This is a genomic window from Microbacterium sp. NPDC089695 (genome assembly GCF_044749085.1).
Taxonomy (GTDB): Bacteria; Actinomycetota; Actinomycetes; order Actinomycetales; family Microbacteriaceae; genus Microbacterium.
Window position 1 is genome coordinate 40,852 of the sequence record NZ_JBIVHG010000004.1, and the last position, 26,189, is coordinate 67,040.

Sequence of the window (26,189 nt, forward strand, 5' to 3'; positions counted from 1 at the left end):
TCTTCCTCTTCCTGTCCAGATCTCTGTAGTGGCGCGGGTTCAGAGCGGTATCGTGCAGTCGTCGAGCGCGCGCGGGTAAGTCGTCAGCGCCTCGGCCCCGTCGGCCGTCACGAGCATGCTGTCGCTGATGCGGTACCCGGCGTGGCCCGGCACGTAGATGCCCGGTTCGTTCGACACCACCATTCCGGCGCGCAGCACGGTGTCGTCGCCGTCCTCGAGCCACGGCGCCTCGTGCATGCCGAGTCCGATACCGTGTCCCTGACGGTGCCGGATGAATTCTCCGAGCCCGGCCTCGCGGATCACGTCGAGGCACAGCCGGTTCGCCTCACGGCACTCCAGCCCCTCGCGGATCGTCTCGCGCCCGAGCTGCTGGGCGGCACGGATCGTGTCGTGGTACCGGCGTTGATCGGCCGTCGGCTCGCCGAGCACGAAGGTGCGCTCGCCCTCGATGAAGCGCCCGCCCACCGCGCAGCCCAATGACAGCATGAACGTGTCGCCCGCCCGCAGCCGATTCACCGACGGCAGGCCGTGCGGGAAGGCCGAGTTCGCCCCCGAGTACACCAGCCCTCCGGCCAGCAGCGAGGCCACGACGACGTTGCGGTGCTCGGCGTACATCAGGCCGGCTCCGGTCGCGGTCACGTGGCGCTCGAGCTCCGCCTCGGTCGGCAGCTCTCCCCCGGCGGCGACGGCGTCGGCGACGAGCTGCACGCCGGCCTCCAGCATCCGATCCGTGATGCGCGCGGCCTCGCGGTGCAGCGCGATCTCCTCGGGGAGCTTCACATAGCGCGCCCGGGCGAGGAGGTCGGTCGCGACGAGGTCGGCATCGGTCATGGCCGCACGCGCCGACGCCAGTCGGACGTAGGGCATGGTCGACGCGAAGCCGACGCGGCCGCGCGGCGCGACGGCATCCGCCAGCACCGCGAACGGAGCGACGACGCCGGGATACTCGAAGAACGCCACGAGCTCAGCCCGCGCGGACTGCGACTGCGCGTACTCCCGCTCGAGTTCGGGCAGCAGCATCACGACCCGCCCCGACGCCTCGAGCCACACGGCCACCGGCCGCTCGGAGGGGTGGTGGAAGAACCCGGTGAGGTACGCGATGTCCTCCGGGTGCTCCGTGAGGAGTGCGTCGAGGCCCTCGTCGGCCATCATGGCGCGCACCCGCTCCTGGGCGCGGTCGAAGAACTCGGGAGCGAGGCGCTGGTCGAACCGGTCCATTCCGGGGTCTCCGTTCATCGCTTGAGGTGCCGCGGGTTTCGGGCGTCGTTGTAGGCGATCGAGAGCAGCGTCGCCGACAGCACGAGGATGAGGATCGCGATCGACGGGAACAGGGTCAGCCACCACGCGCTCACCATGGCACCTGCCTGCTGAGCCTCGTAGAGGATGCGGCCCCACGACCACGTGGTCGGGTCGCCGAGTCCGAGGAACGCGAGCCCGGCGGCCGACAGCACCGCGCGGGAGGCCGTCACCACCACCGAGACCACCACGACGGGGGTGACGGCGGGCAGCAGGTGACGCGTGATGATCCAGAACGGCGACGTCGTCATCAGGCGCGAGGCGTCGACGTACGGGAGCCCGACCACCGTGAGCGCCTGCGAGCGCACGAGGCGCGTGACCTCGGGCCACGAGAACGCGGCGACCACGAAGATGATCGTGCTCGTGCTCGGGCCGACGAGGGCCGCGATGAGGATCATGAGCGGGAGCACGGGCAGCGACAGCGTCATGTCGACGATCACGCTGATCACGCTGTCGAGGCGGCGGAAGTAGGCGCCGATCACCGCGATGATCGTGCCGAACACGATCGCGATGACGGATGCCGCGACGGCCACGAGCACGCTCTGCTGTGTGCCCCAGATCACCTCGGCGAACACATCGCGTCCGAGCGCATCGGTGCCGAACCAGTGGTCGCCTCCCGGCGGGCGGAGGACGTCGGGCCCGTAGCTCGCGGGGTACGGGGCGATGAGGGGTGCCGCGAGCGCGATCACCACGAGGAGCACCAGCAGCCCGAGCGAGATCATGCCGAGCGGGTCGCGTCGGAACGCCCGCCAGGTGTGCGCGCTGGCGCGTTCGCTGCCGACCGCGGCCGGCTCGGTCAGGGGGGCACCCTCCGCGGAGGGCAGAAGAGGAGCGGTCATGACGTCTTCACTCTCGGGTCGAGGTAGCCGTAGACGATGTCGGTGGCGGTGTTCGCGACCACGACTGTGGCGGCGAGCATCAGGAAGGCGCCCTGCAGCACCGGGAAGTCGAGTTGCGTGACGGCCTCGTAGATGCCGCGGCCGATACCGGGGTAGGCGAACACGGTCTCGGTGAGCACCGCACCGCCGACGAGGAATCCGAGTTGCAGTCCGATCAGCGTCGTCGTGGGGAGCAGCGCGTTGCGCAGGGCGTGCTTCCACAGGATGCGTCGCCCCCGCAGGCCGTTCGCCTTCGCGAGGAGGATGTAGTCCTCACCGAGGGTCTCGATGAGGGTCGACCTCATGGTCAGCACGTACGAGCCGACCTGGATCAGCATGAGCGACACGGCGGGGAGCACGAGGTGCTGCGCCACGCTGAGATACCACTCCATGCCGTAGGTGTTGTTCGTGTAGGCCCCGCCGATCGGGAACCAGCCGAGGTTGAGGCCGAACACGAACAGCAGCAGGATCGCCACGCTCGGCACGAACAGCGACTGTCCGGTGACGCCGAGGATCTGCACGGCGCGGTCGATGAACCGCCCCTTGTGCGACGCCGCCGCGACACCGAGCGGGATGCCGATCAGGATCGTCAGGACGAGCGCGGTGATCGTGAGCAGCAGCGTCCACGGGAGCCGCTGCAGCAGCACATCCAGCACCGGGATGGACTGTGTGAAGGAGATGCCGAGATTTCCCTGCACGAGCTGCCACATGTACAGCCCGTACTGGACGATGAGCGGCTGATCCAACCCGTACTGCTCGAGGATGGTCGCCCGGATGGCGTCGGTCATGTTCGGGCTCGCGAGAGCGAGCGCGGGGTCTCCGGGGAGCAGGCGGAGGAGCAGGAACGTCACGGTCACGGCGAACCAGATCGTGAGCAGGCCTCGCCCTGCGCGACGGAGTATGAACGATGCTCGGGACACCCGGGCGACCTTCCTCGAGATGTGCGGTGGTTGTTACTCGACCGGGTGCGCGCTCGCGAGCGAGAGCGGGTTCACGATCGAGAGCAGCTCGCTCGGCTTCGAGATGAAGCCGGCCCATTCGTCACTGGCGGCGAAGAACAGGTTCTGCGTGTACATGATGTTGTCGTAGACCTGCTCGTGCACGATCTTGTTCGCCTCGCGCATGATCGAGATCTTCTCGTCCTCGTCGAACGTGACCATGCCCTCCTGGATCAGGGCGTTGAGGTCGGGGTCGTCGACGTGGGTGTAGTTGATCGCTCCTCCGGGGAGGTACGACAGGGCGAAGTTCGTGACCGGGTCGTCCATGATCGCGAAGTTGCCGGCGTAGATGTCGTAGTCGCCCTCGTTGGTCATCGAGAGGTAGGTGTTCCGCTCGGTGCCCTGCAGTTCGATCGTGATGCCGGCCTCGGCAGCGCTGTCCTTCACGAGCTGCGCCCACTGGCTGGTCACGCTGTCCTGCAGCGAGTAGATCAGGCGGAACGAGATCGGGAACGTGCCGTTGGCGTCGGCCGTGTATCCGGCCTCCTCCATGAGCTCGCGCGACTTGTCGGTGTCGAACTCGTATTCCGTGACGGAGTCGTCGTAGTACTTCGCCAGCACCGGCATGAGCGCGCTCGACCCGGTCGACACGGCCTGGCCCTGCAGCACGACCGTGCGGATGGCCTCGTAGTCCACCGCGTGGGCGAGTGCCTGCCGCACCTCGGTCTTCGCGAGGTCGGGCTTCTCCATGTTGTAGACGAGGTGCGCGTACCCCAGCCCCGGAGCCTCGATGACCTGGAGGCCGGAGGCGTTGCTGAGCTGCTCGACCTGTGCGGGCGGCAGGGCGTTCGCGATCACGTCGATCTCACCGCTCTGCAACGCCAGGATCTCGGTGTTCACATCCGGGTACACGCGGTACACGACCTCGGCCGGTCCGGGCACGCCGCCGTCGACGAGCGGGTAGTCCTCCACGCGCTTCAGCGTGTAGTGCTGCCCCACCTGGAAGTCATCGAGGATGAACGGCCCCATGCCGACCCATCCGCCCGTGCTGCCGTCGTTCGCGAACTCCGCGATCGACCCCTGCGGCTCGAAGATGTGCTTCGGCACGACGACGCCCCAGAATCCGATCTCGTCGATGATCGAGGAGTCGGGCTGGGTGAGCGTGAGCTCGACCCGGGTGTCGGAGACGGCCGTCGCGGTGTCGAGGCTGCCGAGCTGCCCGTAGAAGGTACCGGGCGCCTGATCGCGCTTGACCGCGTTGAGCGTCCAGGCGACGTCCTCTGCGGTCAACGGCTCCCCGTCGCTCCAGGTCAGGTCGTCGCGGATCTCGTAGAACCCCGTCGTGTCGTCGACATAACCCCAGTCGGTGGCGACGTGCTCCTCCTTGGTCCCGTCCTCGCTGATGCTCAGCAGGTGCGGGTACATGAGGTTGGTGATCCAGGAGTCCGTGCGGCTGTTGCCGAGAACGGGGTTGAAGTTCACGACGTCCGTCGTCGTGCCGATGCTGAGCGTCTCGTCGCTCGGCCCGGTGGCCCCGGAGGACTCCCCCGGCTCCGGCGCCGTCGGTGCGCACGCGACGAGACCGACCGCGAGTGCCGCGGCGGCGCCGAGCGCCAAGAACCTGCTGTGCTTCATCAGACCCAAACCTCCTCGAGGACGCGCATGGTGTTCCCACCGACGACGGCGCGAATCTCGTCGTCGGAGTAGTCGTGCTTCACGAGCCAGCCGATGATGTTGTAGAACGCCTCGGCCGGGTTCTCGATCCCGTCGACGTACGGCTGCTTCTCGTACTCGACGTTGGCGTGCGCCTGGCCGAGCGACAGGTTCGACGAGAACGCGTCGTGCAGGCCCACGTGGTCGCCGAACAGCGTGTCGGGACCGAAGCTGACGTGCTCCAGGCCCACCAGGTCGACGCAGTACTGGAAATGGTCCATGACCGACTCCAGCGAATGCTTCGGATGCTGGGGCGAGATCGTCGTGTGCGGTGCGGCCTCGATGCCGATGACGCCGCCGCGCTTCGCGCACTGGATGATCGTCTCGTCCGTCTTCATGCGGTTCGTGGGCCAGAGCCCGCGAGCGCCCGCGTGGGTGATGAACACCGGCACCTTCGAGTGCGCGATGACGTCGAGACACGTCTGGTCGCCCGAGTGCGAGATGTCGATCGCGATGCCGAGCTTGTTCATGCGCTCGACCGCGCGCTCGCCGAAGTAGGTGAGACCGCCGTCGCCGCGTTCCTTGAGCCCGCCGCCGAGCATGTTCGCCTCGGAGTAGGCGATGCCCATCTGCCGCACGCCGAAGCCGTACAGCACGTCGAGGCGATCGACCTCGTTCTCGATCATGGTCGACGCTTCGAGCGCGAAGATGTGGGCCACGCGACCCGTCTCGGCCGCGTGCCGGATGTCCTTGATCGACTCCGCCTTGATGACGAAGTCCTGGTGGGCGAGGTCGGCCATGCGCACGCCGAGGTCGAAGAGCACATCCTGATACTTCCACCCGGCGTCGCTCGAGATGCAGCAGGTGCCGTCCATGCCGTTGTCGAACACGGCCGTGAGACCCGAGCGCGCGAGGCCCTGGTATCCGGTGGGTTCCCGGCCCTGGCGGATGTGGTCGCGAAGCTCGCCCATGTCCTCGGGGAAGACCTGCACGTGCTCGTGCAGGGAGATCACGGTCTCCTCGCGCAGCAGGCGCTCGGTGCGCTCCTTCTGCGCGTCGCTGAGGTCGAGCCCCTCGTAGGCGGGGACCCGGCCGATCTGCTTCGCGTAGCGGAACTCGCGGTAGTCCTTGCCCGCTTCGAGGTACTCGTAGGCGGTGTAGCCGGTATAGCGGTCAGCTTGTTCGAGCACGAATGCGCTCCTTCGGTTCGGTGTGCGGGTGCGTCTTCCATCCGACGACGGGAGATTTCCTCGAATCTCGATGATTTCGGCACTCATGTCAACTACTTTGCGAAAATTCGGCTGAGATGTTTCCTGTTCGAAACATTTCAGAGCCGTAATGCTGGCATGATGGCCCCATGGAGAACACGCCCGCAACGCAGAACGGCCCCGTCCTCGACGTCAGGGGTCTCACGGTCACGCTGCACGGCGACGGTCGCAGCACGCGCGTCGTCGACGACATCGATCTGTCCGTCCGCCGCGGCGAGGTGTTCGCGCTCCTCGGGGAATCGGGCTCGGGCAAGTCCATGACCGCGCGAGCGATCATGGGGCTCATCGACGACGGAGACGTCGAGGCGACGACCCTCCGCCTCGGCGACGACGACCTCCTGTCACTCTCCCCCGAGCAGCACCGCCGACTGCGGGGCGTCGGGGTGAGCCTGGTCATGCAGGACGCCCTGTCGGCCCTCAACCCCGTGCTGAGCATCGGCGACCAGATCATCGACCTGCTCCGTGCGCATCGTCGCGTGACCCGCCGCGACGCCCGGGCGCGCGCTGTCGAGCTCCTCGGACTCGTCGGCATCCCTTCGCCCGATCGGCGCGTGAGCGACTACCCCCACCAGTTCTCCGGCGGCCAGCGACAGCGCATCCTCATCGCGATGGCGATCGCGCTCGATCCCGATCTCATCATCGCCGACGAGCCGACCACCGCACTCGACGTCACGGTACAGGCCCAGATCCTCGAACTGCTCCTGTCGCTCCGCGAGCGCCTGGGAATGGGGATCCTGCTCATCACCCACGACCTCGGCGTCGTGATGGAGGTCGCCGACCGCGTGGCCGTCATGCGCACGGGTCGCATCGTCGAGTCCGGAACAGCCGACGAGGTGCTGACGACCCCGCAGCACGCGTACACGAAGCAGCTCCTGAACTCGATGCCGAAGGACGTGAGCGCCGCAGCAGACGGCGACGGATCCGCGCCGATCCTCCGCGCCACCGGCCTCGAGCGCACCTTCCGCTCCGGCAGCGGGCGCCGCGCCCATCGCGTGGCCGCCGTCGCCGGTGTGGACCTCAGCCTTCGGGCCGGGGAGATCCTGGCGATCGTGGGCGAGTCCGGCAGCGGCAAGTCGACCCTCGCCCGCATGCTGGTGGGCCTGGACTCCCCCGACGCGGGATCGCTCGTCTACCGCGATCAGGACGTCACGCGCGGCCGGCTCGCCGACCGCAAGACGCTGCGACGCGGAGTGCAGATGGTTTTCCAGGATCCGTACATGTCGCTGAACCCGCGCATGACGGTGCAGCAGATCGTGTCGGAGCCCCTGGCCGCGACCCGCACGGGAACCCCTGCGAGCCGACGTGAGCGGGTCGCGGAGCTTCTCGATCTCGTAGGGCTCTCGCCCGAGATGGCCTCGCGGTTCCCGCACCAGTTCTCGGGCGGGCAGCGTCAGCGCATCGGCATCGCCCGCGCCCTCGCCCTCGACCCCGACGTGCTGGTGTGCGACGAGCCGGTGTCGGCGCTGGACGTCTCGATCCGCGCGCAGATCATCGATCTCCTGTGCGATCTGCGCGAGCGCCTCGGCATGTCCATCGTGTTCATCGCGCACGACCTGTCGCTCGTGCGGCACATCGCCGACCGTGTCGCTGTCATGTACCTCGGCGACATGGTCGAGGTCGGCGACACCGAGACCGTGTACCGCACGCCGCAGCATCCGTACACGCAGTCGCTGCTGTCAGCGATCCCCCCGCAGACGCGGGCCGAGCGCGGCATGCTCGCGAGGCGTACCCGGCTCAGCGCCTGAGCACGGGCTGCTGACGCGACCTCACGTCGCGAGCAGCGGCGGAAGGTGCGGGATGGCGATCGGACGCGTCGCGCGGCTCGCGTCCTGCATGCGGGCGACGTCCTCCAGCACCTGATAGGCGTCGGAGTAGTGGATGGCGAGGGGCAGGTCCCGCAGCCACACGACCTCGACCTCGGTCTCGGCGTACTCGTACACGCAGGCGACGAGGTGACGCGGGTCGTTCTCGGGGTACCGCCGGTCGTTGATCACCCACTCCGTCGGAGTGATGCGGTTGAGCTCGTATCGTGGCTCCGGATCTCCGGGCATGTGACGGTCCTCCAAGACTCTCTCCCCCTGGGAGAGATCCTCTCGGGAACCGCGCTCAGAGCACAGCCCGTTGACAACTCGACAGCGCTGTGCGGCGTCGTGTCAGCGCGCCGGACGAACCGTCAGATCGGTGAGCGCGGCGTCGTCCGGGAGGTCGAGAGCGGCGAGGATGGTCGTCGCCACCGAGTCCGGTGAGATGAAGCGGGAGGGGTCGTACTCCTGCCCCTCCTGCTGGTGCACCCGCTCCTGCATGGGTGTCGCGGTGCGCCCCGGGTAGACGGAGGTGACGAGGATGCCGTGCTCAGCCTCCTCCGCGCGCAGCGCGTCCGCGAGGGCTCGCAGACCGTGTTTCGACGCGGCGTACGCCGACCACCCCGCGTTCGCGCGCAGACCTGCTCCGGAGTTCACGAACACGATGCGGCCTCGCGCGACCCGGAGCAGCGGCAGGAGCAGCCGGGTGAGCTCGGCGGGTCCGACGAGGTTGACGGCGAGCTGCTGCTCCCAGAGCGCCGCGGGCAGGTCGGCGACCGGCCCGAGGTCGACGACACCGGCCGCATGAATGATCGAGTCGATGCGTTCGGGCAGCGCCTGCTTCGACAACGCCCAGGACAGACGCCCCGGCTGCGCGAGGTCGCCCACGATCGTCGTCGCGCCGGGGTGCTGAGCGGCGATCTCGCGTGCACGACCGGCGTCCCGCGCGAGGAGCACGACGTGGTCGCCGCGCTCCAGGAGACGGCCGGCCACGACGGCGCCGATCCCCGAACCGGCACCCGTGATCAGGTGCGTGCGCACGTCAGGCGCGATCGGCAGTGGGCTCTGCGAGCTCGAACGGCACGACCGGGCAGTCCTTCCACAGGCGCTCGAGGCCGTAGTAGACCCGTTCCTCCTGGTGGAAGACGTGCACGATCAGGTCGCCGAAGTCGAGGAGCACCCAGCGCGCCTCCGCCCGCCCCTCGCGGCGCACGCGCTTGTGGCCGGCCTCGATGAGCTTGTCCTCCACCTCGTCGGCGATCGCAGCGACGTTGCGCTCGCTGTTGCCGGTGACGAGCAGGAAGATGTCGACGAGAGGAAGCGGCTCGGAGACGTTGAGCGCGACCAGGTCTTCGCCGCCCTTCGAGACGGCGGCGTCGGCCGCGATCTGCAGCATCTCGACAGCGGATTCAGGTGACTGCATCAGAACACATTCGTGGTCAGGGCGATCACGACGACGACGCCGACAGCGAGCGCCAGACCGCCCGTCACGATCGCGAGGATGAGGGTGAGCCGGTTGCCCTTCTCGGGCACCGGGGGACGGATGACCTCACCGGCGGGCTTGATCGTGCTGATCGCCGAGCTCGCGGCGATCGGCGTGGGCGACGAGGCGGGGGGCAGTTCGCCGTCGATCAGCACGGCATCCACCTCCTTGCCGTCGGTGGTGCCGTCGGAGTGACCGCGCGATCCCAAGCCCTTCGGCAGCTCGTACGACCCGGTGACGAGGATCTCGCCGGTCGAGGCGACAGGGCCCGACAGCGAGCCCTCGCCGGGACCGGGGGTGAAGATCAGCGTGTTGCCCGCGCGGTGCGATCCGGTCGAGTCGCCGACCGTCAGCAGTTCGTCGAACGATGGCGCGAACGGCTTCTGCGGCTCCGGGGACGCGTCGGCGAGGAGGTCCTGCCCGAAGGCCGAGTTCACGGTGGGCCGCTCGCCGGTGGTCACGTCGACATCGTCGGAGTCGGCGACGTCGGAGAGCACATCGTCCGGGTCGGGCTCGTCTGCGGCCGGCTCCTGCTCGGGCTCCATCTCGATGCCCAGCGCGGCGACCGCAGCGACCGGGTCCTCGTCATCGGAGACCTCGGCGTCGGCGGGCACCTCGTGCTCGACGGGAGCGAACGGCGCGATCGGGACCTCGCCCACCGAATCCACGCTCGCCGACGCGCTGACCGGCGCCAGGACGATCTCCTCGTCGACGGTCTCCTCGGCCTGCTCGTCCTGCGAGACCTCGAGAGGAGCGGACGGCTCGGCGGCGACGGGCTCTTCGACGACAGGCTCTTCGACGACTTCCGGCTCGTCGGACGCAGCAGGCTCCTCGACGGGAGCGGCCGGGGCGAAAGCAGGGACGGACGTGACGATCGCCGGCGCCTCCGCGGGGGCCGGCCGGACGTCGTCGACGGGTGCCGCGTCGACGGGTGCCGCGTCGGCGGATTCCGCGTCGGCGGATTCCGCGTCGGCGGGAGCCGTCTCGTCCACGACCGGCACGGATGCGGTGGCGGCACGCTCGCGCTCGCGGATCTGGCGGCGAGTGAGCCGGGAGTCGTCTGTCGTCTCGTCGGACGGCGCCGGCGGCACGTCCGCGGGCGCGGCGGGGCGGGGCACCGGAGGCGCGGGCGGGGTCGCCGCGGCGGCGGCTGCGGCCTCAGCGGCCTCGTCCGGCGAGATGACCGGCGTGGATCCGGTCAGTCGGATCTCCCGCAGCTGCTTTCGTGTCAGCGGACCCTGCCCGTTCTGATCCGATGTACTCATGCCTTGCTCCGATACAGATGATGCTTCGCGATGTATTGAACGACTCCGTCGGGGACGAGGTACCACACCGGCTGATCGTCACGGACCCGCTCACGGCAGGCCGTCGACGAGATCGACAGCGCGGGGACCTCCAACTGGCTGACGTCGTCGCTCGGGAGGCCGTCAGTGCTCAGGACGTGTCCTGGACGTGAGACCGCGACGAAGTGGGCCAGTTCCCACAACTCATCATGGTCCCTCCAACTGAGAATTTGCGCCACGGCATCCGCGCCGGTGATGAAGAAGAGCTCGGCGTCGGGACGATCGCGTTTCAGATCGCGGAGCGTGTCGATCGTGTACGTGGGGCCTTCGCGGTCGATGTCGACGCGGCTGACCGTGAACTGGGGGTTCGACGCCGTGGCGATCACCGTCATGAGGTAGCGATGCTCACTGGGCGTGACGCGCGACTTCTGCCAGGGATGCCCGGTGGGGACGAAGACGACCTCGTCGAGATCGAAGGAGTGCGCGACCTCGCTCGCGGCGACCAGGTGGCCGTGATGGATGGGATCGAACGTGCCGCCCATCACACCGATGCGCGCAGGGCGCGAGGTCGTGTCGTTCATGCGGGCCTAGTGGCCGTGTCCCGCCTCGTGTCCGTGCTTGCCGTGCTTCTCGGCCCAGGCCTCGGCCTTGGCGGAGTGGCGGTTGGCGACGTTCTTGTACGACAGGGTCACCAGTGCGAGGAAGGCGAACACGATCGCGGCGATGATCCCGAAGATCACGGTCTCGGCTGCGACGTTGCCGTGGTGCTCCGTCTCGGCTGCGGCCATCGCGATCTGTGCGACGAGATTCATCCTTGCTCCGTTTCGTGGCTGGCGGGCGTGGCGCCTCCGGCGCCTCAGCGCCCCCTAGTCTAGCCCTCAGCCGCGCGTCTGCCCTGCTCCACGCGCCAGCCACTTCGTGCTGGTCAGCTCGGAAAGCCCCATCGGCCCACGCGTGTGGAGCTTCTGGGTCGAGATCCCCACCTCGGCGCCGAAGCCGAACTCGCCGCCGTCGGTGAAGCGCGTCGAGGTGTTGGCCATCACGACGGCCGAGTCGACCTCCGCGAGGAATCGCTCCGCGTTGCGGGAATCGGTGGTGACGATCGACTCGGTGTGACCCGTGCTGTAACGCCGGATGTGGTCGAGCGCGTCCTCGAGGGAGTCGACGACCTTCATCGCCACGTCGAGGCTCAGATACTCGGTCGCCCAGTCCTCATCGGTCGCCGGGATCACGTTCGAGACGAGACCCGCCGTGATGTCGTCGCCGTGGATCGCGACGCCCTCGCTCTGCAGCGCGCTCGCGACGAGAGGGATGAGCCGCGGTGCGGCCTGACGCAGCACGAGCACGGTCTCGACCGCGTTGCAGACGCTGGGGCGCTGGACCTTGGCGTTCACGACGATGTCGCGCGCCCAGTCGTCGGGCGCACTCTCGTCGAGCACGATGTGCACGTTGCCGGCGCCCGTCTCGATCACGGGCACGGTCGACTCGGTCACGACGGTCTCGATCAGGGCGGCGCTGCCACGGGGGACGAGGACGTCGATGAACCCGCGGCCGTGCATGAGCGCCTTCGCGCCGTCTCGGCCGAAGTCGTCGACGGTCTGGATCGCCTCGGCGGTGATGCCGATGCCCGCCAGCGCGTCGCGCATGACCTCGACGAGCACGGTGTTCGATTCCCGAGCAGCGCTGCCGCCGCGCAGCACGACGGCGTTGCCGGAACGGAGCGCGAGGGCGGCGATGTCGACCGTCACGTTCGGCCTGGCCTCGTAGATCGCACCGACCACGCCGAACGGGACGCGCACCTGTTCGAGGGCGACGCCGTTCGGCATCCGATGCCCTCCGACCACGCGCCCCACGGGGTCGGGCAGCGCCGCCACCTGGCGCACGGCCGCCGCCAGAGCGGCGACCCGCGTCTCATCCAGACGCAGGCGGTCGATGAGCGACTCGCCGATCCCCTCGGCACGGCCGCGATCGATGTCGAGCGCATTCGCGGCGATGACGCGGACGGACTCGCGCTCGAGCGCCGTCGCGATCGCTTCGAGCGCGCGCTCCTTGTCGTCGCTGGTGAGCGCGGCGGTGGCACGCGAGGCCTCCTTGGCGCGCTCGAGACGCACCTGCGGGGTCTGGTCGGTCATCCGCCCAGTCTAGGAGAGGGCGGGGGCGAACCAGGTTCCTATTTCGGCACCCGACAGGGCCTTCTCGACGAGATCGGCGCTCGTCACGAGCACACCGATCCCCGACGCCGCGGCCAGGCGGGCGGCTGACACCTTGGTGGCCGCTCCCCCGGTGCCGACGCTGTTGACGACCGTCGATCCGAACTCGAGGCCGGAGAGATCGGCGTCGGGCTCGATGACGTCGAGCGGTTCTGCAGACGGATCGGACGGCGGCTTGGTGTACAGCGACTCGATGTCGCTGAGCAGCACCAGGGCGTCCGCGTTCGTCAGCTGCGCGACGAGCGCGCCCAGCCGGTCGTTGTCACCGAAGCGGATCTCCTGGGTGGCGACCGTGTCGTTCTCGTTGACGATGGGCAGGACGCGCAGACCCAGCAAACGCTCCATCGCCCGACGCGCGTTGCTGCGCGACGTCGGGTTCTCGAGGTCGCCCGTCGTCAGCAGCACCTGCCCCGCCACGATCCCGAAGGGTCGGAGGGCCTCCTGGTAGCGGAAGACGAGGATGTTCTGTCCGACCGCCGCAGCCGCCTGCTGGGTCGCGAGATCGGTCGGGCGCGCGTCCAGTCGGAGGAAGGGGATGCCCGTCGCGATCGCGCCGGACGACACGAGGATCACCTCGGTGCCGCGGGCGTGTGCAGAGGCCAGAGCGTGCACGAGCATGGGGATGCGCCACGACGACTCGCCGCTGATCGACGACGAACCGACCTTGACGACGATGCGCGACGCGGTCGCGAGATCCGCGCGCGTGCGAGCGGTCACTCGCCGCCCTCGTCGCGGGTCGCCAGACGGCGCTCTTCTGCGGCCGCACGCGCCTCGGCGCGGGCATCCATGCGCTCGTAGTACTGCTCGCGGCGCTCGGACGTCGTGCGACGCGCGTTCGGGGCGAGGCGCGGATCGGTGCCGCGCGGCGCGGTCATCAGCTCTGCGGCCGACGACATGGTCGGCTCCCAGTCGAACACGATGCTGTCGCCCTCGCCGATCACGACGGTCGATCCCTGCACCGCGCCGAGCCGGAAGAGCTCGTCCTCGACGCCGAGCTTCTCGAGACGGTCGGCGAGGAAGCCCACGGCCTCCTCGTTCTGGAAGTCGGTCTGCTGCACCCAGCGCACCGGCTTCTCGCCGATGATGCGGTACACGTTGCCGTACGTGCCGCCCTCGACCCGGATCGTGAAGTCCTTCTTCGAACCCTTGGGCCGGATGACGACGCGCTCGCGCACGGGCTCGGCGGCGGCCTGTTCGGCACGATGCTGCTCGACGATCTCGCCGAGCGCGAAGGTGAGCGGGCGCAGACCCTCGTGCGACACAGTGGAGATGTCGAACACGCGGAAGCCGCGCGCCTCGAGGTCGGGGCGCACGAGATCGGCGAGATCGCGAGCCTCCGGTACGTCGACCTTGTTGAGCGCGACGAGCTGGGGACGCTCCAGCAGCGGCGTCTGCCCCTCGGGCACTTCGTAGGCGGCGAGCTCGGCGAGGATGACGTCGAGATCGGAGATCGGGTCGCGTCCGGGCTCCAGCGTGGCGCAGTCGAGCACATGCAGCAGAGCCGAGCAGCGCTCGACGTGGCGGAGGAACTCCAGCCCGAGGCCTCGTCCCTCGCTCGCCCCCTCGATCAGACCGGGCACGTCGGCGACCGTGTAGCGGAAGTCGCCCTGCTGCACGACGCCGAGATTCGGGTGCAGCGTCGTGAACGGGTAGTCGGCGATCTTGGGCCGCGCGGCCGAGATCGCGCCGATCAGGCTGGACTTGCCCGCCGAGGGGTACCCCACCAGTGCGACGTCGGCGACGGTCTTGAGCTCGAGCACGACGTCGTTCTCGGTGCCGGGCGTGCCCAGCAGCGCGAAGCCCGGGGCCTTGCGCTTCGGCGTCGCCAGTGCGGCGTTGCCGAGGCCGCCGTAGCCGCCTTTGGCGACCACGAAGCGCTCGCCCGGCTCGATCAGGTCGACGAGCACGTCGCCCGCTGCGTTCTTCACGACCGTGCCGACCGGCACGGGGAGCACGAGGTCCTCCCCCATGAAACCGGCGCGGTGGTCGCCCATGCCGGGACCACCGTTGCCCGAGCTGCGGTGCGGCGAGTGGTGGTACGAGAGCAGAGTGCCCGTCTGCGAGTCGGCGACGAGCACGATGTCGCCGCCGTCGCCGCCGTTGCCGCCGTCGGGTCCGCCGAGCGGCTTGAACTTCTCGCGGTGGACCGAGACACAGCCGTTGCCGCCCTTGCCCGCACGCAGGTGCAGCGTCACGGTGTCGACGAAGGTGACCATGTCTCTCTCCTTGCAGAAAAGAATCGGGACGGGCCGAAGCCCGCCCCGATTCGGATGTCTAGCGTCGTGCTGTGATCACTCAGCAGCGGCGACGATGTTGACGACCTTGCGGCCGCCCTTCGCGCCGAACTCGACCGCACCGGCGGCGAGAGCGAACAGCGTGTCGTCGCCGCCACGGCCGACGTTCACGCCGGGGTGGAAGTGCGTGCCGCGCTGACGGACGATGATCTCGCCGGCGAGGACCTGCTGTCCGCCGAAGCGCTTGACGCCCAGTCGCTGTGCGTTGGAGTCACGACCGTTACGGGTGGAGCTTGCGCCCTTTTTGTGTGCCATGTCCTGGTCTCCTCGGTCTTACTTGATGCCGGTGATCTTGACGCGCGTGAGCTCCTGGCGGTGGCCCTGACGCTTCTTGTAACCGGTCTTGTTCTTGTACTTCTGGATGACGATCTTCGGGCCGCGGAGGTTGCCGAGAACCTCAGCCGTGACCTTGACCTTCGCCAGCTTGTCAGCGTCGGTGGTCACCGTGGCGCCGTCGACGAGCAGCACGGCGGCCAGCTCGATCTTCTCGCCCTGTGCAGCCTGAACACGGTCGAGCTGAACGATCGTGCCGACCTCGACCTTCTCCTGCCGCCCACCGGCGCGCACTACTGCGTAAACCACTTCATACCTGTTTCGTTGGGGAGCGCGAGGCTCCGAGAATCTCACGGGAAGACTGTTGCTTGCATGCGCCGCAGAGCGACGGGCGCGAACGCAAGACTCTCCGCTTCGACCGTCGGGGACGACGCGGCATGCGCACCAAGGGACTACTTTACCGGATGCCGTGCGGTGTCGCAAAACGCGCCGGGCCGCGTGTCCGGTCGTAGGCTGACGGGATGACCGTTCTCGTCGACGACCCGCTCTGGCCCGCCCACGGGCGCCTGTGGGCGCACCTCGTGAGCGACGAGAGCCTCGACGAACTGCACGCCTTCGCGCGCGGGCAGGACCTCCCCGCGCGCGCCTTCGACCTCGACCACTACGACGTCCCGGAGGACGCCCTGCCACGGCTCATCGCCGCCGGCGCTGTGCACGTCCCGGGCAAGGAGCTGGTGCGTCGGCTGATCGCCTCAGGACTCCGAGTCCGGGGCCGCGACCGGCGCCGCTGACTCCGAGTTCACCGAGACAGGGGTACCCGTGAGCGCGGCGGTGGTGACGCGCCGACGCCCCCTCCCCTGACCGGGCGCCTTGGGCTCGGGCAGGGCGTCGAGCACCGAGTCGAGCAGCTGCTCGGCCTGCGACTTCGGCCCCTTGCGGTCGGAGCCGCGCTTCTTGCGGGGCTTCTTGGCACGCTCGGGCGCGGCAGGCGCATCCGCCTGCGCGACCGCAGCGGGCGCGGTCTCGACGGCATCCTCTGCGGCCGCAGGACGCGACGAGGCCGCGATCTGCGCGAGTGCCGACTTGGCACCCTCGGGGATGCTGTGCGTCGTGCCAGTTGCCGGAGCGGAGGTCTGGTTCTGGCCGTTGCCGCCGCCGCGCTGGCGACGGTTCGACGAGGACCCGCCGTTACCGCTCCCGTTGCCGCCGTTCGAACGGTGCTTGACGACGGGGTCGTGGTGCACGATGACGCCGCGGCCGGCGCAGACCTCGCACGCCTCGCTGAAGGTCTCGAGCAGCCCGAGGCCTAGCTTCTTGCGGGTCATCTGCACGAGGCCGAGCGAGGTGACCTCGGCCACCTGGTGCTTCGTACGGTCGCGACTCAGGCACTCGATGAGGCGCCGCAGCACGAGGTCGCGGTTCGACTCGAGCACCATGTCGATGAAGTCGACGACGATGATGCCGCCGATGTCGCGCAGACGCAGCTGGCGGACGATCTCCTCCGCCGCCTCGAGGTTGTTCTTGGTGACCGTCTCCTCGAGGTTGCCGCCGGAGCCGACGAACTTGCCGGTGTTGACGTCGACGACCGTCATGGCCTCGGTGCGGTCGATCACGAGCGAGCCACCCGAGGGCAGCCAGACCTTGCGGTCGAGCGCCTTCTCGATCTGCTCCGTGATGCGGAACGCGTCGAACGGGTCGACCTCGTCCTCATACGACTCGACGCGCTCGAGAAGGTCGGGGGCGACGCTCTCGAGGTAGGCGCGGATCGTGCGCTGCGCGTCCTCGCCCTGGATCAGCATCTTCGTGAAGTCCTCGTTGAAGACATCGCGGACGATCTTGACCAGGAGGTCGGGCTCGGCGTGCAGCAGCGCGGGTGCCTGCTGGTTCTCCACGGTCTTGCGGATGTGCTCCCATTGGGTGGTGAGACGCTGCACGTCGCGCGTGAGCTGCTCCTCCGTCGCGCCCTCGGCCGCCGTGCGCACGATCACGCCGGAGGACTCGGGGAGCACCTCCTTGAGGATGCGCTTCAGGCGTGCGCGCTCGTTGTCGGGGAGCTTGCGGCTGATGCCGTTCATCGACCCGCCGGGCACGTACACGAGGTAGCGACCCGGGAGCGAGATCTGGCTTGTCAGTCGGGCGCCCTTGTGCCCGACCGGGTCCTTGGTGACCTGCACGAGCACGCGGTCGCCGGCCTTGAGCGCCAGCTCGATGCGGCGCGGCTGGTTGCCGAGCTCGACGCCGTCCCAGTCGACCTCGCCGGAGTACAGCACGGCGTTACGGCCACGGCCGATGTCGACGAACGCGGCCTCCATGCTCGGCAGCACGTTCTGGACGCGTCCGAGGTACACGTTGCCGATCAGCGAGGCGTCCTGGTTGCGTGCGACGTAGTGCTCGACGAGCACGCCGTCTTCCAGCACGCCGATCTGCGTGCGGCCGTTCTTGGCGCGGACGACCATCTTGCGGTCGACCGACTCGCGACGCGCGAGGAACTCGGCCTCGGTGACCACGGGACGACGGCGGCCGGCGTCCCGACCGTCGCGGCGACGCTGCTTCTTGGCCTCGAGACGGGTCGACCCCTTGATGGCCTTCGGCTCGGTGATGTACTCGACGACGCGCTGGCGCGGCTGACGGGGCTCGTCGCGCTGATCGCCGTCGTCGGAGCCGCCGCGGCGACGACGCCCGCGGCGCCCGCTCGTCGGCTCGTCGGAGTCGCGGTCGAGATCGCGCTCGGGAGCGCGGTCGCGCCCGGGGCGTGCCGGGAGCACGACGACCTCGGGGGCGTAGAAGGCCAGACGGGTCGACACCTGCGACACGAACACCTCGGGAAGGAGGCCGAGCGAGACGGCGGTCACGGGTTCCGGCTTCGCAGGCGCGGCCTCGACCGGCTTCTCAGCCTCAGCCTCGGCCGGCTTCTCGGCGTCGGCCGGCTTCTCAGCCGCGGCCTCGGCCGGCTTCTCAGCGTCGACGGGCGTCGCCGCCTCTGCCGGCTTCTCGGCGTCGACGGGCTTCGCGTCCGCGACCGGCGCGTCCGACTCGGCAGCGTCTGCGCTCTCGGCGTCGGCAGGTGTCGCCTCTCCGGCAGGAGCAGTCTCCTCGGGCTGCTGAGCGGCCGTGGTGACGTCCCCCTCGTCCACAGGAGCGTCAGGTGCGACCTCGGCGGATACCGCGTCGTCAGACGCCTCAGGAGCCTCCGCGGCGGGAGTCTCCTCCGAGGTCGGCTCCTCGGGAGCCTCTGCGGTCACGGGCGCCGGGGCGTCCGCATCCGCGGGGAGGTCGAGGGTAGGGGCGTCGTAGTCATTGTTCTCATCGGCCATCTCTGGCGTACTCCTCGCGCGGTGCACCAGGTGCTCCGCGAATTCTCATGCAGCTCCCGCAGGTGCCGCGAACTCATTCGGTGTGCGACCGGCTCTGGGCTCTGGTCGCGAGGGGCATACGGCCCCGAAGTCTGCGTCGATGCGTGTCTCGACGGGGTCGAGCGGTGCATCACAGGCCATTATCGCACCAAGTGCGCGAGTTCGCGGCATCCGCCCGATCGCGCGAGCCGCGGCGACGCGATATTCTCCGGCCCGCCTCTCGCCCGATCCATAGCGATCGCTGTGATAATCCACATATGAGCGAGCAGCGCACCCGCCCCACCGTCTACGCCGTCTGGTTGATCATCGCGGGGGTCGTCGGCTGGTTCGCCGCCTTCCAGCTCACGATCGACAAGTTCATCCAACTCGAGGATCCCCAAGCAGCCCTCAGCTGTAACGTCAGCGTGATGATCCAGTGCGGGAAGAATCTCGACTCTTGGCAGGGCGAGATCTTCGGTTTCCCGAATCCGATCATCGGGTTGACGCTCTGGACCGCGCCCGTGGTGGTCGGCATCGCGATCCTCGCGGGCGCGCGCTTCCCACGATGGTTCTGGGCAGGGTTCGGGGCCGGCGTCACCTTCGCGTTCGGCTTCGTCTGCTGGCTGATCTGGCAGAGCCTTTATGCCCCGAATCTCGGAGTGCTGTGCCCCTGGTGCATGCTGACGTGGGCAGTCACCATCCCCACGTTCATTGCCACGATGGTGCATCTGACCCGAAACGGCACGTTCACGAGCAACGAGAAGGCCAAGGTGCGAGCGAATAGTCTCATGGCGTGGGTCCCTCTGGCGACGATCCTCGCGTTCGCGCTCGTCATCCTTCTCGTTCAGCTACGCGGGCTCGACCTCCTCAGTGAGGTCATCGGACTGATCTTCTGACCCTCCGCACACGACGAAGCCCGCCGCACGATGCGTGCGGCGGGCTTCCACTGGAACCTACGCCACCGTCGAACAGGCGGCGCCCCGGCTCCGCCGGGTGCACCCGAAATCAAGGCTTGTCAGAAACGAGCAAGGGATCAGTCTTCATCAGAGTGTCGCCGTTGTAGAGCCTGATCCTCCAGCGGATCTCCGTGGCGCCCGATGGTACTGAAATCGACGTCGTCGTGGTCTTCCCCGATCCCTGCTTGTTCATGAGGTTCTTCACTCCTGCGATCCCCGTGAAGCTGTATTCAACGTGGACGCCCAATCCATCGGCCTTCCGATCCGTGATCGTGAAGGAGTTCCTGCCGGAGTTGTATGACACCGTGGCAGCCGGCGATCCGTCCGTCACCATCGTGCGAGCCGAATCTGCAATCGCAGCGGGCGACGAGAGGAACCCCGTGGCGATCAGTAGCCCTGAGGCGACTCCTGCCGCGATCCCAAGTCGATTCTTCATCACTGCCTCCATTTCTTCGCGGACACTCCGCGTTCAAGATCTAGACGATAGGCACCTCCGTCGACTCAACCGATATATCATCCACAGCACGCGCTGTCCTGACCCGATCCCGTACACGACGAAGCCCGCCGCACTCCATGTGCGGCGGGCTTCGTCGTGAATCGCGTCAGTCGAACCAGATGCCGAGCTCGCGGGCAGCGGACTCGGGGCTGTCGGAGCCGTGCACGAGGTTCTGCTGCACCTTGAGGCCCCAGTCGCGACCGAAGTCACCGCGGATCGTGCCGGGGGCGGCGGTGGTCGGGTCGGTCGTGCCGGCCAGCGAGCGGAAGCCCTCGATCACACGGTTGCCGGCCAGGCGGATCGCCACCGACGGGCCGGAGAGCATGAACTCGAGCAGCGGCTCGTAGAACGGCTTGCCCTCGTGCTCGGCGTAGTGCGCGGCGAGACGGTCGCGGTCGGGCTCGACGAGGCGGATGTCGACGAGGGCGTACCCCTTCGACTCGATGCGCGCCAGGATCGCGCCGGTGAGGCCGCGGGCGACGCCGTCGGGCTTGACGAGGACGAGGGTTTCTTCGGTGGCCATGTCATTCACTCTCTGTCTGAGTCGTGGTCTCTGTCTGAGCCTCGGTCACGGGCGCGTCCGGACGTCGTGCGTCCAGACGGGCCCCCATGATCGTCGCATACGCCCACATGCCGCCGAAAATCACGACGACGAGCAGAATCGCCGGAACGAGGATCGCCGACAGGGCGATGACCACCTGGATCACCCATCCCGCCGTGATCGCCCAGGGCTTCGTGATCATGCCGGCGACGGCGATGCAGGCGAGGCCCACGATGCCGCCGGCCACGATGCCCCACCACTGCGGGATGCCGGCGGGCAGCGTCTTCAGCCCGAAGATCGTGAGCCCGGCGAGGAACACCACGATCGACTCGAACCCGAGCACGATGGGGGCGAGCTTCTGCACCAGCGTCCTCGGCGGGCGGGGGCGGCGTGCGGGCGTGGAGTCGGCACTCATGCGCGCCACCCCGACTTCCAGTCCTCCTCCTCGGAGAGCGCGATGGCGTCCCCCGCGAGCACGACCGAGCCGGCGATCACGACGGCACGACGATCGGACGACGCTGCCCACTCGCGTGCGGCGTCGGCCGCCTCCGCAAGGGTCGGGTGCACCGTGGCGCGGTGGCCGGTGGCCTCGACCAGGTCGGCGATCGCGTCGGCGTCGCTGGCGCGATCGGAGTCCGGTGCCGTCGCGAACACGTGCGCCGCAGCCGGCGCGAGGCGTGCGACGATGCCTGCGGCATCCTTGTCGGCGAGGATGCCGAGCACCACGCCCCACTCGTCGAAGTCGAAGCTGTCGTCCATCGCCTGCACGAGGGCCGCAGCGCCGTGCGGGTTGTGTGCGGCGTCGACGATGACGGTCGGCGCGACGCCCACCAGCTGCAGGCGTCCGGGCGAGGTCGCCCCCTGCAGCCCCTCCGACACGATGTCATCGGCGATGCGCTGCTGCGCGCCGCCGATCAGCGACTCGACGGCGGCGATCGCGAGGGCCGCGTTGTGCCCCTGGTGAGCGCCGTACTGCGGCAGGTACTCCTCGAGATACTCCCCCGCCAGCCCGCGGATGCTGATGAGCTGACCGCCGACCGCGAGCTTCTGCTCTCCGAGTCCGAAGTCCGTGCCCTCGAACGCGATCGTGGCGTTCCGCTCGGCGGCGACACGACGCAGCACGTCAGCGGCCTCCTCGGACTGCTGAGCCGAGACGACCGCTGCGCCCTCTTTGATGATCCCCGCCTTGACCTGGGCGATCTCGGCGATCGTGTTCCCGAGGCGGTCGGCGTGATCGATGTCGATCGGCGCGAACACCGCGACGTCGCCGTCGGCCGTGTTCGTCGAGTCCCACTCGCCTCCCATGCCGACCTCGAGCACCAGCACGTCGACCGGGGCGTCGGCCACGGCCACGAAAGCGAGCACCGTGAGCAGCTCGAAGAACGTCAGGGGCTCCTCACCCGCGGCTTCGAGCTCGGCGTCGACGATGCCGACGAACGGCTCGATCTCGTCCCAGGCGTCCGCCACGGCCTCGTCGGCGATCGGCTCGCCGTCGATCATGATCCGCTCCGTGAAGCGCTCGAGGTGCGGACTAGTGAACAGGCCGGTGCGCAGGCCGTGCGCGCGCAGCAGGCTCTCGATCATGCGCGCGGTCGATGTCTTGCCGTTCGTACCGGTGATGTGCACGACCCGGTACGTGCGCTGGGGATCGTCGAGCAGTTCGAGGATGCGCGCCGTGCGCTCCTTGCGCGGCTGCACCCAGCGCTCACCGGCGCGGCTCAGCAGGGTCTCGTAGACGGCATCCGCTCTGTCGCGTGCGCTCATGCGGAGGCTCCGATCCGGCTCACGCCGATGGTGATGTCGCCGGTGTTGGCGTAGGTTCCCGCGGGAACGGGAGCGGTGAACTCGTGCCCGACGGGCAGCTCGCCCGCTGCGAGCACGACGGTGTCGCCCACGCGCACCGCATAGGCGACCGACAGGGTCTCGCCGTCGACGTCGGCGACGGAGAAAGCATCGGCGACGGCCCGTGCTTCGACCTCGTCGGCGAAGTCCAGCACCAGTGCGATGCGGTCACTCACGTCGAAGCCGGCGTTCTTGCGCGTCTCCTGCACGGCGCGGATCACGTCGCGCGCGAGCCCCTCGGCCTCGAGCTCGGGGGTCGTGGCCGTGTCGAGCAGCATGAACCCACCGCCGGGGACCAATGCGAGCGCTTCGCCCTCCGGACGTCCGGAGGTCTCCAGCACCAGGTCGTACTCCGAGGGCTCCAGCGCGATGCCACCCGCGGTCACGACGCCGCCGGCCTCCGACCAGTCGCCCGCCTTCGCGGCCTTGATCACGGTCTGCACGTTCTTGCCGAGGCGCGGACCCGCCGCACGGGCGTTGACGCTCAGACGGTGGCTGATGCCGTAGTCGACCGCCGTGGTGTCGGACTGGGCGACGAGCTCGACGGCCTTCACATTGAGCTCTTCGCGGAGGATGTCCTCGAACTGGCCGAGGGTGTCGGCGAGCGGCGAGACGACCGTGAGACGTGCGAGAGGCAGCCGCACGCGCAGCTTCTCCTTCTTTCGCAGCGCGTTTCCGACGCTCGACAGCTCGCGCACGGCATCCATCGCATCGCGGATGTCGTCCGCCGCGGGGAACGCGTCGGCGTCCGGCCAGTCCTGCAGGTGCACGCTTCGTCCACCGGTGAGCCCCTGCCAGACGCGCTCGCTCACGAGCGGCACGAGGGGCGCGGCCACGCGGCACAGCGTCTCGAGCACGGTGTAGAGCGTGTCGAACGCCTCCGTCGACGTGCCCTCCCAGAACCGGTCGCGCGAACGACGGATGTACCAGTTCGTGAGCACCTCGGCGAAGTCACGCAGACGCGCCGACGCCGTCGTGGAGTCGAGCCCCTCGAGATCGGTGCGCACCTCGCGCACGAGATCGCCGAGCCGGGCGAGGATGTAGCGGTCGAGCACGTCGGTGGAGTCGGTGCGCCACCGCGCCTCGTACCCGCCGTCGTTCGCCGCGTTCGCATACGTCGCGAAGAAGTACCAGGAGTTCCATAGCGGCAGCAGGAACTCGCGCACACCGGAGCGGATGCCCTCCTCCGTCACCGCGAGGTTGCCGCCGCGCAGCACCGAGCTCGACATCAGGAACCAGCGCATCGCGTCGGAGCCGTCGCGGTCGAGCACCTCGGAGACGTCGGGGTAGTTGCGCAGCGACTTCGACATCTTGTACCCGTCGCTGCCGAGCACGATGCCGTGGCAGCTGACACCCGTGAACGCCGGGCGGTCGAACAGCGCGGTCGACAGCACGTGCATGACGTAGAACCAGCCGCGGGTCTGCCCGATGTACTCGACGATGAAGTCAGCCGGTGCGTGCGAGTCGAACCACTCCTGGTTCTCGAACGGGTAGTGCACCTGGGCGTACGGCATCGATCCCGAGTCGAACCATACGTCGAAGACGTCCTCGATGCGGCGCATCGTGCTCTTCCCCGTGGGGTCGTCGGGGTTCGGCCGGGTGAGGTCGTCGATGTACGGACGGTGCAGGTCGACTTCGCCCTCGGGATTGCGCGGCAGCGTGCCGAAGTCCCGCTCCAGCTCCTCCAGCGAGCCGTAGGTGTCGACGCGGGGGTACTCGGGGTCGTCGCTCTTCCACACCGGGATCGGCGAACCCCAGTAGCGGTTGCGGCTGATCGACCAGTCGCGCGCGCCCTCGAGCCACTTGCCGAACTGGCCGTGCTTCACGTTCTCGGGCACCCAGGTGATCTGCTCGTTGTTCGCGAGCATGTCGTCCTTGATGTCCGTGACGCGGATGAACCAGCTCGACACGGCCTTGTAGATCAGGGGGTTCCGGCACCGCCAGCAGTGCGGGTAGGAGTGCACGTAGCTCTGCTCGCGCAGCAGCCGGCCCTCGCCGCGCAGCAGGCGGATGAGCGGGGTGTTGGCGTCCATCCACAGCATCCCCGCGACGTCGGTGACGTTCGGGAGGAACCTGCCGCCGTCATCGAGCGACAGGATCGTCGGGATGCCGGCTCCGCCGGCCACCCGCTGGTCGTCCTCACCGTAGGCCGGAGCCTGGTGCACGATGCCGGTGCCGTCGCTGACCGTGACGTAGTCGTCGACGAGGATGCGCCAGGCGTGCTCGGTGCCGTAGGTGTCGGCATCCGCGTAGTAGTCGAACAGGCGGTCGTAGGTGACGTCCTGCAGCTCGGATCCGCGCACCGTCTGATCGACCGCGGCGAGCGCGTCGTCGGGGCTCTCGTAGCCGAGGTCCTTCGCGTAGCCGGCGAGCAGCTCGCGCGCCAGCAGATAGCGGTGTGCGGAGGCCTCGACCACGGCATCCGAGGATCCGGCGGCCGCGTGCACGTCGGCGGCGCCGTTCGGACCCGCGGGCAGCACGACGTATTCGATGTCCGGACCCACGGCGAGCGCGAGGTTGGTCGGGAGGGTCCAGGGCGTGGTCGTCCACGCGAGGGCCCGCACCGCGGTGAGCCCGAGCGCCTCGGCCTTCGCTCCCGTGAGCGGGAAGGTCACCGTGACGGACGGGTCCTGGCGGTTCTGGTACACGTCGTCGTCCATGCGCAGCTCGTGCGCCGACAGCGGGGTCTCGTCGCGCCAGCAGTACGGCAGCACCCGGTAGCCCTCGTAGGCGAGGCCCTTGTCGTACAGCGTCTTGAACGCCCAGAGCACGCTCTCCATGTAGCCGAGGTCGAGCGTCTTGTAGCCGCGCTCGAAGTCGACCCACCGGGCCTGCCGCGTGACGTAGTCCTGCCACTCGTGCGTGTACTTCAGCACCGACGATCGCGCCTTCTCGTTGAAGACGTCGATGCCCATCGCCTCGATCTCGCTCTTCTCGGTGATGCCGAGCTGCTTCATGGCCTCGAGCTCGGCCGGAAGACCGTGCGTGTCCCAGCCGAACACGCGGTCGACCTTCTTGCCGATCATGGTCTGGAAGCGCGGGAAGACGTCCTTGGCGTAGCCGGTCAGCAGATGACCGTAGTGCGGCAGGCCGTTCGCGAACGGCGGGCCGTCGTAGAACACCCACTCGTCGGCGCCGTCGCGCTGCGTGATCGAGGCGCGGAACGTGTCGTCCTGCTCCCAGAAGTCGAGCACCTCGCGCTCGATCTCGGGGAACCGAGGGCTCGGGGCGACGGAGGCTGCCTGGTCGGCGGCGGGGCCGAAGGAGGAACGAGGGTAGGTCATGTCGTCTCGCAGGAGTCGTGGCGGATGCTGCTGCGAGGACGATCCGTCCGGCGTGTCGTTCCGGGGACCGCGGTACCACCTCGCGTGCCGCGCCTCACGGCGGGACCACTCTCACTGCGGCTGTGACGGGCCTGCCCCGCTCGGTTCTACTTGCTCCCGCCTGCACTGAGCCGGCCGAAGTGTTCTTCCGAGAGCTCCCCGGTGATGGCCGGATCGATGCTCGTGCCTCCATTGTACGCGCACGTCTCCCTCCCCTGCCCCCTGTCGCCCCGTCTCCCTGTCTCCCCTGTCTCCCCGTCTCCCCTGTCTCCTGCCCCCGCACGGTATCTCGGCCTTCTACGCTTCCCTCGGCCATACGCC

The 26,189-nt window shown here is 68.8% G+C and carries 25 protein-coding genes; 3 read left to right on the forward strand and 22 right to left on the reverse strand.

The genetic code is table 11. From position 1 onward, the window contains the following. Positions 1-39: 39 nt before the first annotated feature. From ACIPYT_RS15980 to ACIPYT_RS16000, 5 genes are read right to left on the reverse strand one after another with little or no spacing between them, the layout of a single operon-like run. On the reverse strand, positions 40-1,236 hold the full coding sequence (locus tag ACIPYT_RS15980) for a M24 family metallopeptidase (protein WP_401076476.1): 1,197 nt from the start codon (positions 1,234-1,236) through the stop codon (positions 40-42). Next, positions 1,233-2,135: an ABC transporter permease gene (locus ACIPYT_RS15985; protein WP_401076479.1), complete on the reverse strand. Its 903-nt coding sequence runs from the start codon at positions 2,133-2,135 to the stop codon at positions 1,233-1,235. Before ACIPYT_RS15985 ends, ACIPYT_RS15980 begins: the two co-directional genes overlap by 4 nt. After that, positions 2,132-3,094: an ABC transporter permease gene (locus ACIPYT_RS15990; protein ID WP_401076481.1), complete on the reverse strand. Its 963-nt coding sequence runs from the start codon at positions 3,092-3,094 to the stop codon at positions 2,132-2,134. The genes ACIPYT_RS15985 and ACIPYT_RS15990 overlap by 4 nt, the downstream gene beginning before the upstream one ends. A gap of 33 nt (positions 3,095-3,127) precedes the next feature. Further along, the gene (locus ACIPYT_RS15995; protein WP_401076484.1) at positions 3,128-4,747 is read right to left on the reverse strand and encodes an ABC transporter substrate-binding protein; all 1,620 of its coding nucleotides are present in this window, start codon (positions 4,745-4,747) and stop codon (positions 3,128-3,130) included. Next, positions 4,747-5,955, reverse strand: a complete 1,209-nt coding sequence (locus tag ACIPYT_RS16000) for a dipeptidase (RefSeq protein ID WP_401076487.1) — start codon at positions 5,953-5,955, stop codon at positions 4,747-4,749. Before ACIPYT_RS16000 ends, ACIPYT_RS15995 begins: the two co-directional genes overlap by 1 nt. Before the next feature lie 167 nt (positions 5,956-6,122). Between ACIPYT_RS16000 and ACIPYT_RS16005 the strand changes: the two genes are divergently transcribed. Continuing rightward, entirely contained in the window at positions 6,123-7,778 is a 1,656-nt protein-coding gene (locus ACIPYT_RS16005; RefSeq protein ID WP_401076490.1) for a dipeptide ABC transporter ATP-binding protein, read from the forward strand. A gap of 21 nt (positions 7,779-7,799) precedes the next feature. Here ACIPYT_RS16005 and ACIPYT_RS16010 read toward each other — a convergent pair whose 3' ends face one another. The 11 genes from ACIPYT_RS16010 to rplU form a co-directional block, all read right to left on the reverse strand. Next, positions 7,800-8,084, reverse strand: a complete 285-nt coding sequence (locus ACIPYT_RS16010) for a hypothetical protein (RefSeq protein WP_401076493.1) — start codon at positions 8,082-8,084, stop codon at positions 7,800-7,802. Positions 8,085-8,186: 102 nt separating this feature from the next. Beyond that, complete coding sequence (locus ACIPYT_RS16015) at positions 8,187-8,876, reverse strand: SDR family oxidoreductase (protein WP_401076496.1); 690 nt, start codon at positions 8,874-8,876, stop codon at positions 8,187-8,189. Between the two features lies 1 nt (position 8,877). Beyond that, positions 8,878-9,258 carry a ribosome silencing factor gene (gene rsfS / locus ACIPYT_RS16020; protein WP_401076498.1) on the reverse strand — a complete coding sequence of 127 codons (381 nt, stop codon included), beginning with the start codon at positions 9,256-9,258 and terminating at the stop codon, positions 8,878-8,880. Next, on the reverse strand, positions 9,258-10,583 hold the full coding sequence (locus ACIPYT_RS16025) for a hypothetical protein (protein ID WP_401076501.1): 1,326 nt from the start codon (positions 10,581-10,583) through the stop codon (positions 9,258-9,260). The genes rsfS and ACIPYT_RS16025 overlap by 1 nt, the downstream gene beginning before the upstream one ends. Beyond that, entirely contained in the window at positions 10,580-11,182 is a 603-nt protein-coding gene (gene nadD / locus ACIPYT_RS16030) for a nicotinate-nucleotide adenylyltransferase (protein ID WP_401076504.1), read from the reverse strand. The genes ACIPYT_RS16025 and nadD overlap by 4 nt, the downstream gene beginning before the upstream one ends. 6 nt (positions 11,183-11,188) lie before the next feature. Further along, entirely contained in the window at positions 11,189-11,413 is a 225-nt protein-coding gene (locus tag ACIPYT_RS16035) for a hypothetical protein (RefSeq protein WP_401076506.1), read from the reverse strand. Between the two features lie 66 nt (positions 11,414-11,479). After that, positions 11,480-12,733, reverse strand: coding sequence for a glutamate-5-semialdehyde dehydrogenase (locus ACIPYT_RS16040; RefSeq protein WP_401076508.1), 1,254 nt, complete (start codon positions 12,731-12,733; stop codon positions 11,480-11,482). Between the two features lie 9 nt (positions 12,734-12,742). After that, positions 12,743-13,528 (reverse strand): glutamate 5-kinase, encoded by a 786-nt coding sequence (gene proB / locus ACIPYT_RS16045; protein ID WP_401076510.1) that lies wholly within the window; start codon positions 13,526-13,528, stop codon positions 12,743-12,745. Beyond that, a complete protein-coding gene (obgE, locus tag ACIPYT_RS16050; RefSeq protein ID WP_401076513.1) occupies positions 13,525-15,027 on the reverse strand; it encodes a GTPase ObgE in 1,503 nt (500 codons plus the stop codon). Before obgE ends, proB begins: the two co-directional genes overlap by 4 nt. A gap of 75 nt (positions 15,028-15,102) precedes the next feature. Then, positions 15,103-15,360 (reverse strand): 50S ribosomal protein L27, encoded by a 258-nt coding sequence (gene rpmA, locus ACIPYT_RS16055; protein ID WP_017202370.1) that lies wholly within the window; start codon positions 15,358-15,360, stop codon positions 15,103-15,105. A gap of 18 nt (positions 15,361-15,378) precedes the next feature. After that, a complete protein-coding gene (gene rplU / locus ACIPYT_RS16060; RefSeq protein WP_050723826.1) occupies positions 15,379-15,687 on the reverse strand; it encodes a 50S ribosomal protein L21 in 309 nt (102 codons plus the stop codon). 212 nt (positions 15,688-15,899) lie between these two features. Here rplU and ACIPYT_RS16065 point away from each other — a divergent pair, with 212 nt between their 5' ends. Beyond that, complete coding sequence (locus tag ACIPYT_RS16065; protein ID WP_401076515.1) at positions 15,900-16,169, forward strand: DUF4031 domain-containing protein; 270 nt, start codon at positions 15,900-15,902, stop codon at positions 16,167-16,169. Here the strand turns inward: ACIPYT_RS16065 and ACIPYT_RS16070 are convergent. Further along, entirely contained in the window at positions 16,131-18,692 is a 2,562-nt protein-coding gene (locus ACIPYT_RS16070) for an Rne/Rng family ribonuclease (RefSeq protein ID WP_401076518.1), read from the reverse strand. The two genes, ACIPYT_RS16065 and ACIPYT_RS16070, sit on opposite strands and share 39 nt — an antisense overlap. 296 nt (positions 18,693-18,988) lie before the next feature. Here ACIPYT_RS16070 and ACIPYT_RS16075 point away from each other — a divergent pair, with 296 nt between their 5' ends. Then, positions 18,989-19,606, forward strand: a complete 618-nt coding sequence (locus ACIPYT_RS16075) for a vitamin K epoxide reductase family protein (RefSeq protein ID WP_401076974.1) — start codon at positions 18,989-18,991, stop codon at positions 19,604-19,606. A gap of 109 nt (positions 19,607-19,715) precedes the next feature. Here ACIPYT_RS16075 and ACIPYT_RS16080 read toward each other — a convergent pair whose 3' ends face one another. The 5 genes from ACIPYT_RS16080 to ileS all read right to left on the reverse strand — a co-directional run bounded on the left by ACIPYT_RS16080 (position 19,716) and on the right by ileS (position 25,829). Next, positions 19,716-20,102, reverse strand: a complete 387-nt coding sequence (locus tag ACIPYT_RS16080; protein WP_401076521.1) for a hypothetical protein — start codon at positions 20,100-20,102, stop codon at positions 19,716-19,718. Positions 20,103-20,268: 166 nt separating this feature from the next. Next, positions 20,269-20,685: a nucleoside-diphosphate kinase gene (gene ndk, locus ACIPYT_RS16085; protein ID WP_400821079.1), complete on the reverse strand. Its 417-nt coding sequence runs from the start codon at positions 20,683-20,685 to the stop codon at positions 20,269-20,271. A 1-nt stretch (position 20,686) separates the two neighbouring features. After that, on the reverse strand, positions 20,687-21,118 hold the full coding sequence (locus ACIPYT_RS16090; RefSeq protein ID WP_401076523.1) for a DUF4233 domain-containing protein: 432 nt from the start codon (positions 21,116-21,118) through the stop codon (positions 20,687-20,689). Beyond that, complete coding sequence (locus tag ACIPYT_RS16095; protein WP_401076526.1) at positions 21,115-22,467, reverse strand: bifunctional folylpolyglutamate synthase/dihydrofolate synthase; 1,353 nt, start codon at positions 22,465-22,467, stop codon at positions 21,115-21,117. The genes ACIPYT_RS16090 and ACIPYT_RS16095 overlap by 4 nt, the downstream gene beginning before the upstream one ends. Further along, a complete protein-coding gene (gene ileS, locus ACIPYT_RS16100) occupies positions 22,464-25,829 on the reverse strand; it encodes an isoleucine--tRNA ligase (RefSeq protein ID WP_401076530.1) in 3,366 nt (1,121 codons plus the stop codon). The genes ACIPYT_RS16095 and ileS overlap by 4 nt, the downstream gene beginning before the upstream one ends. Positions 25,830-26,189: the final 360 nt, after the last annotated feature.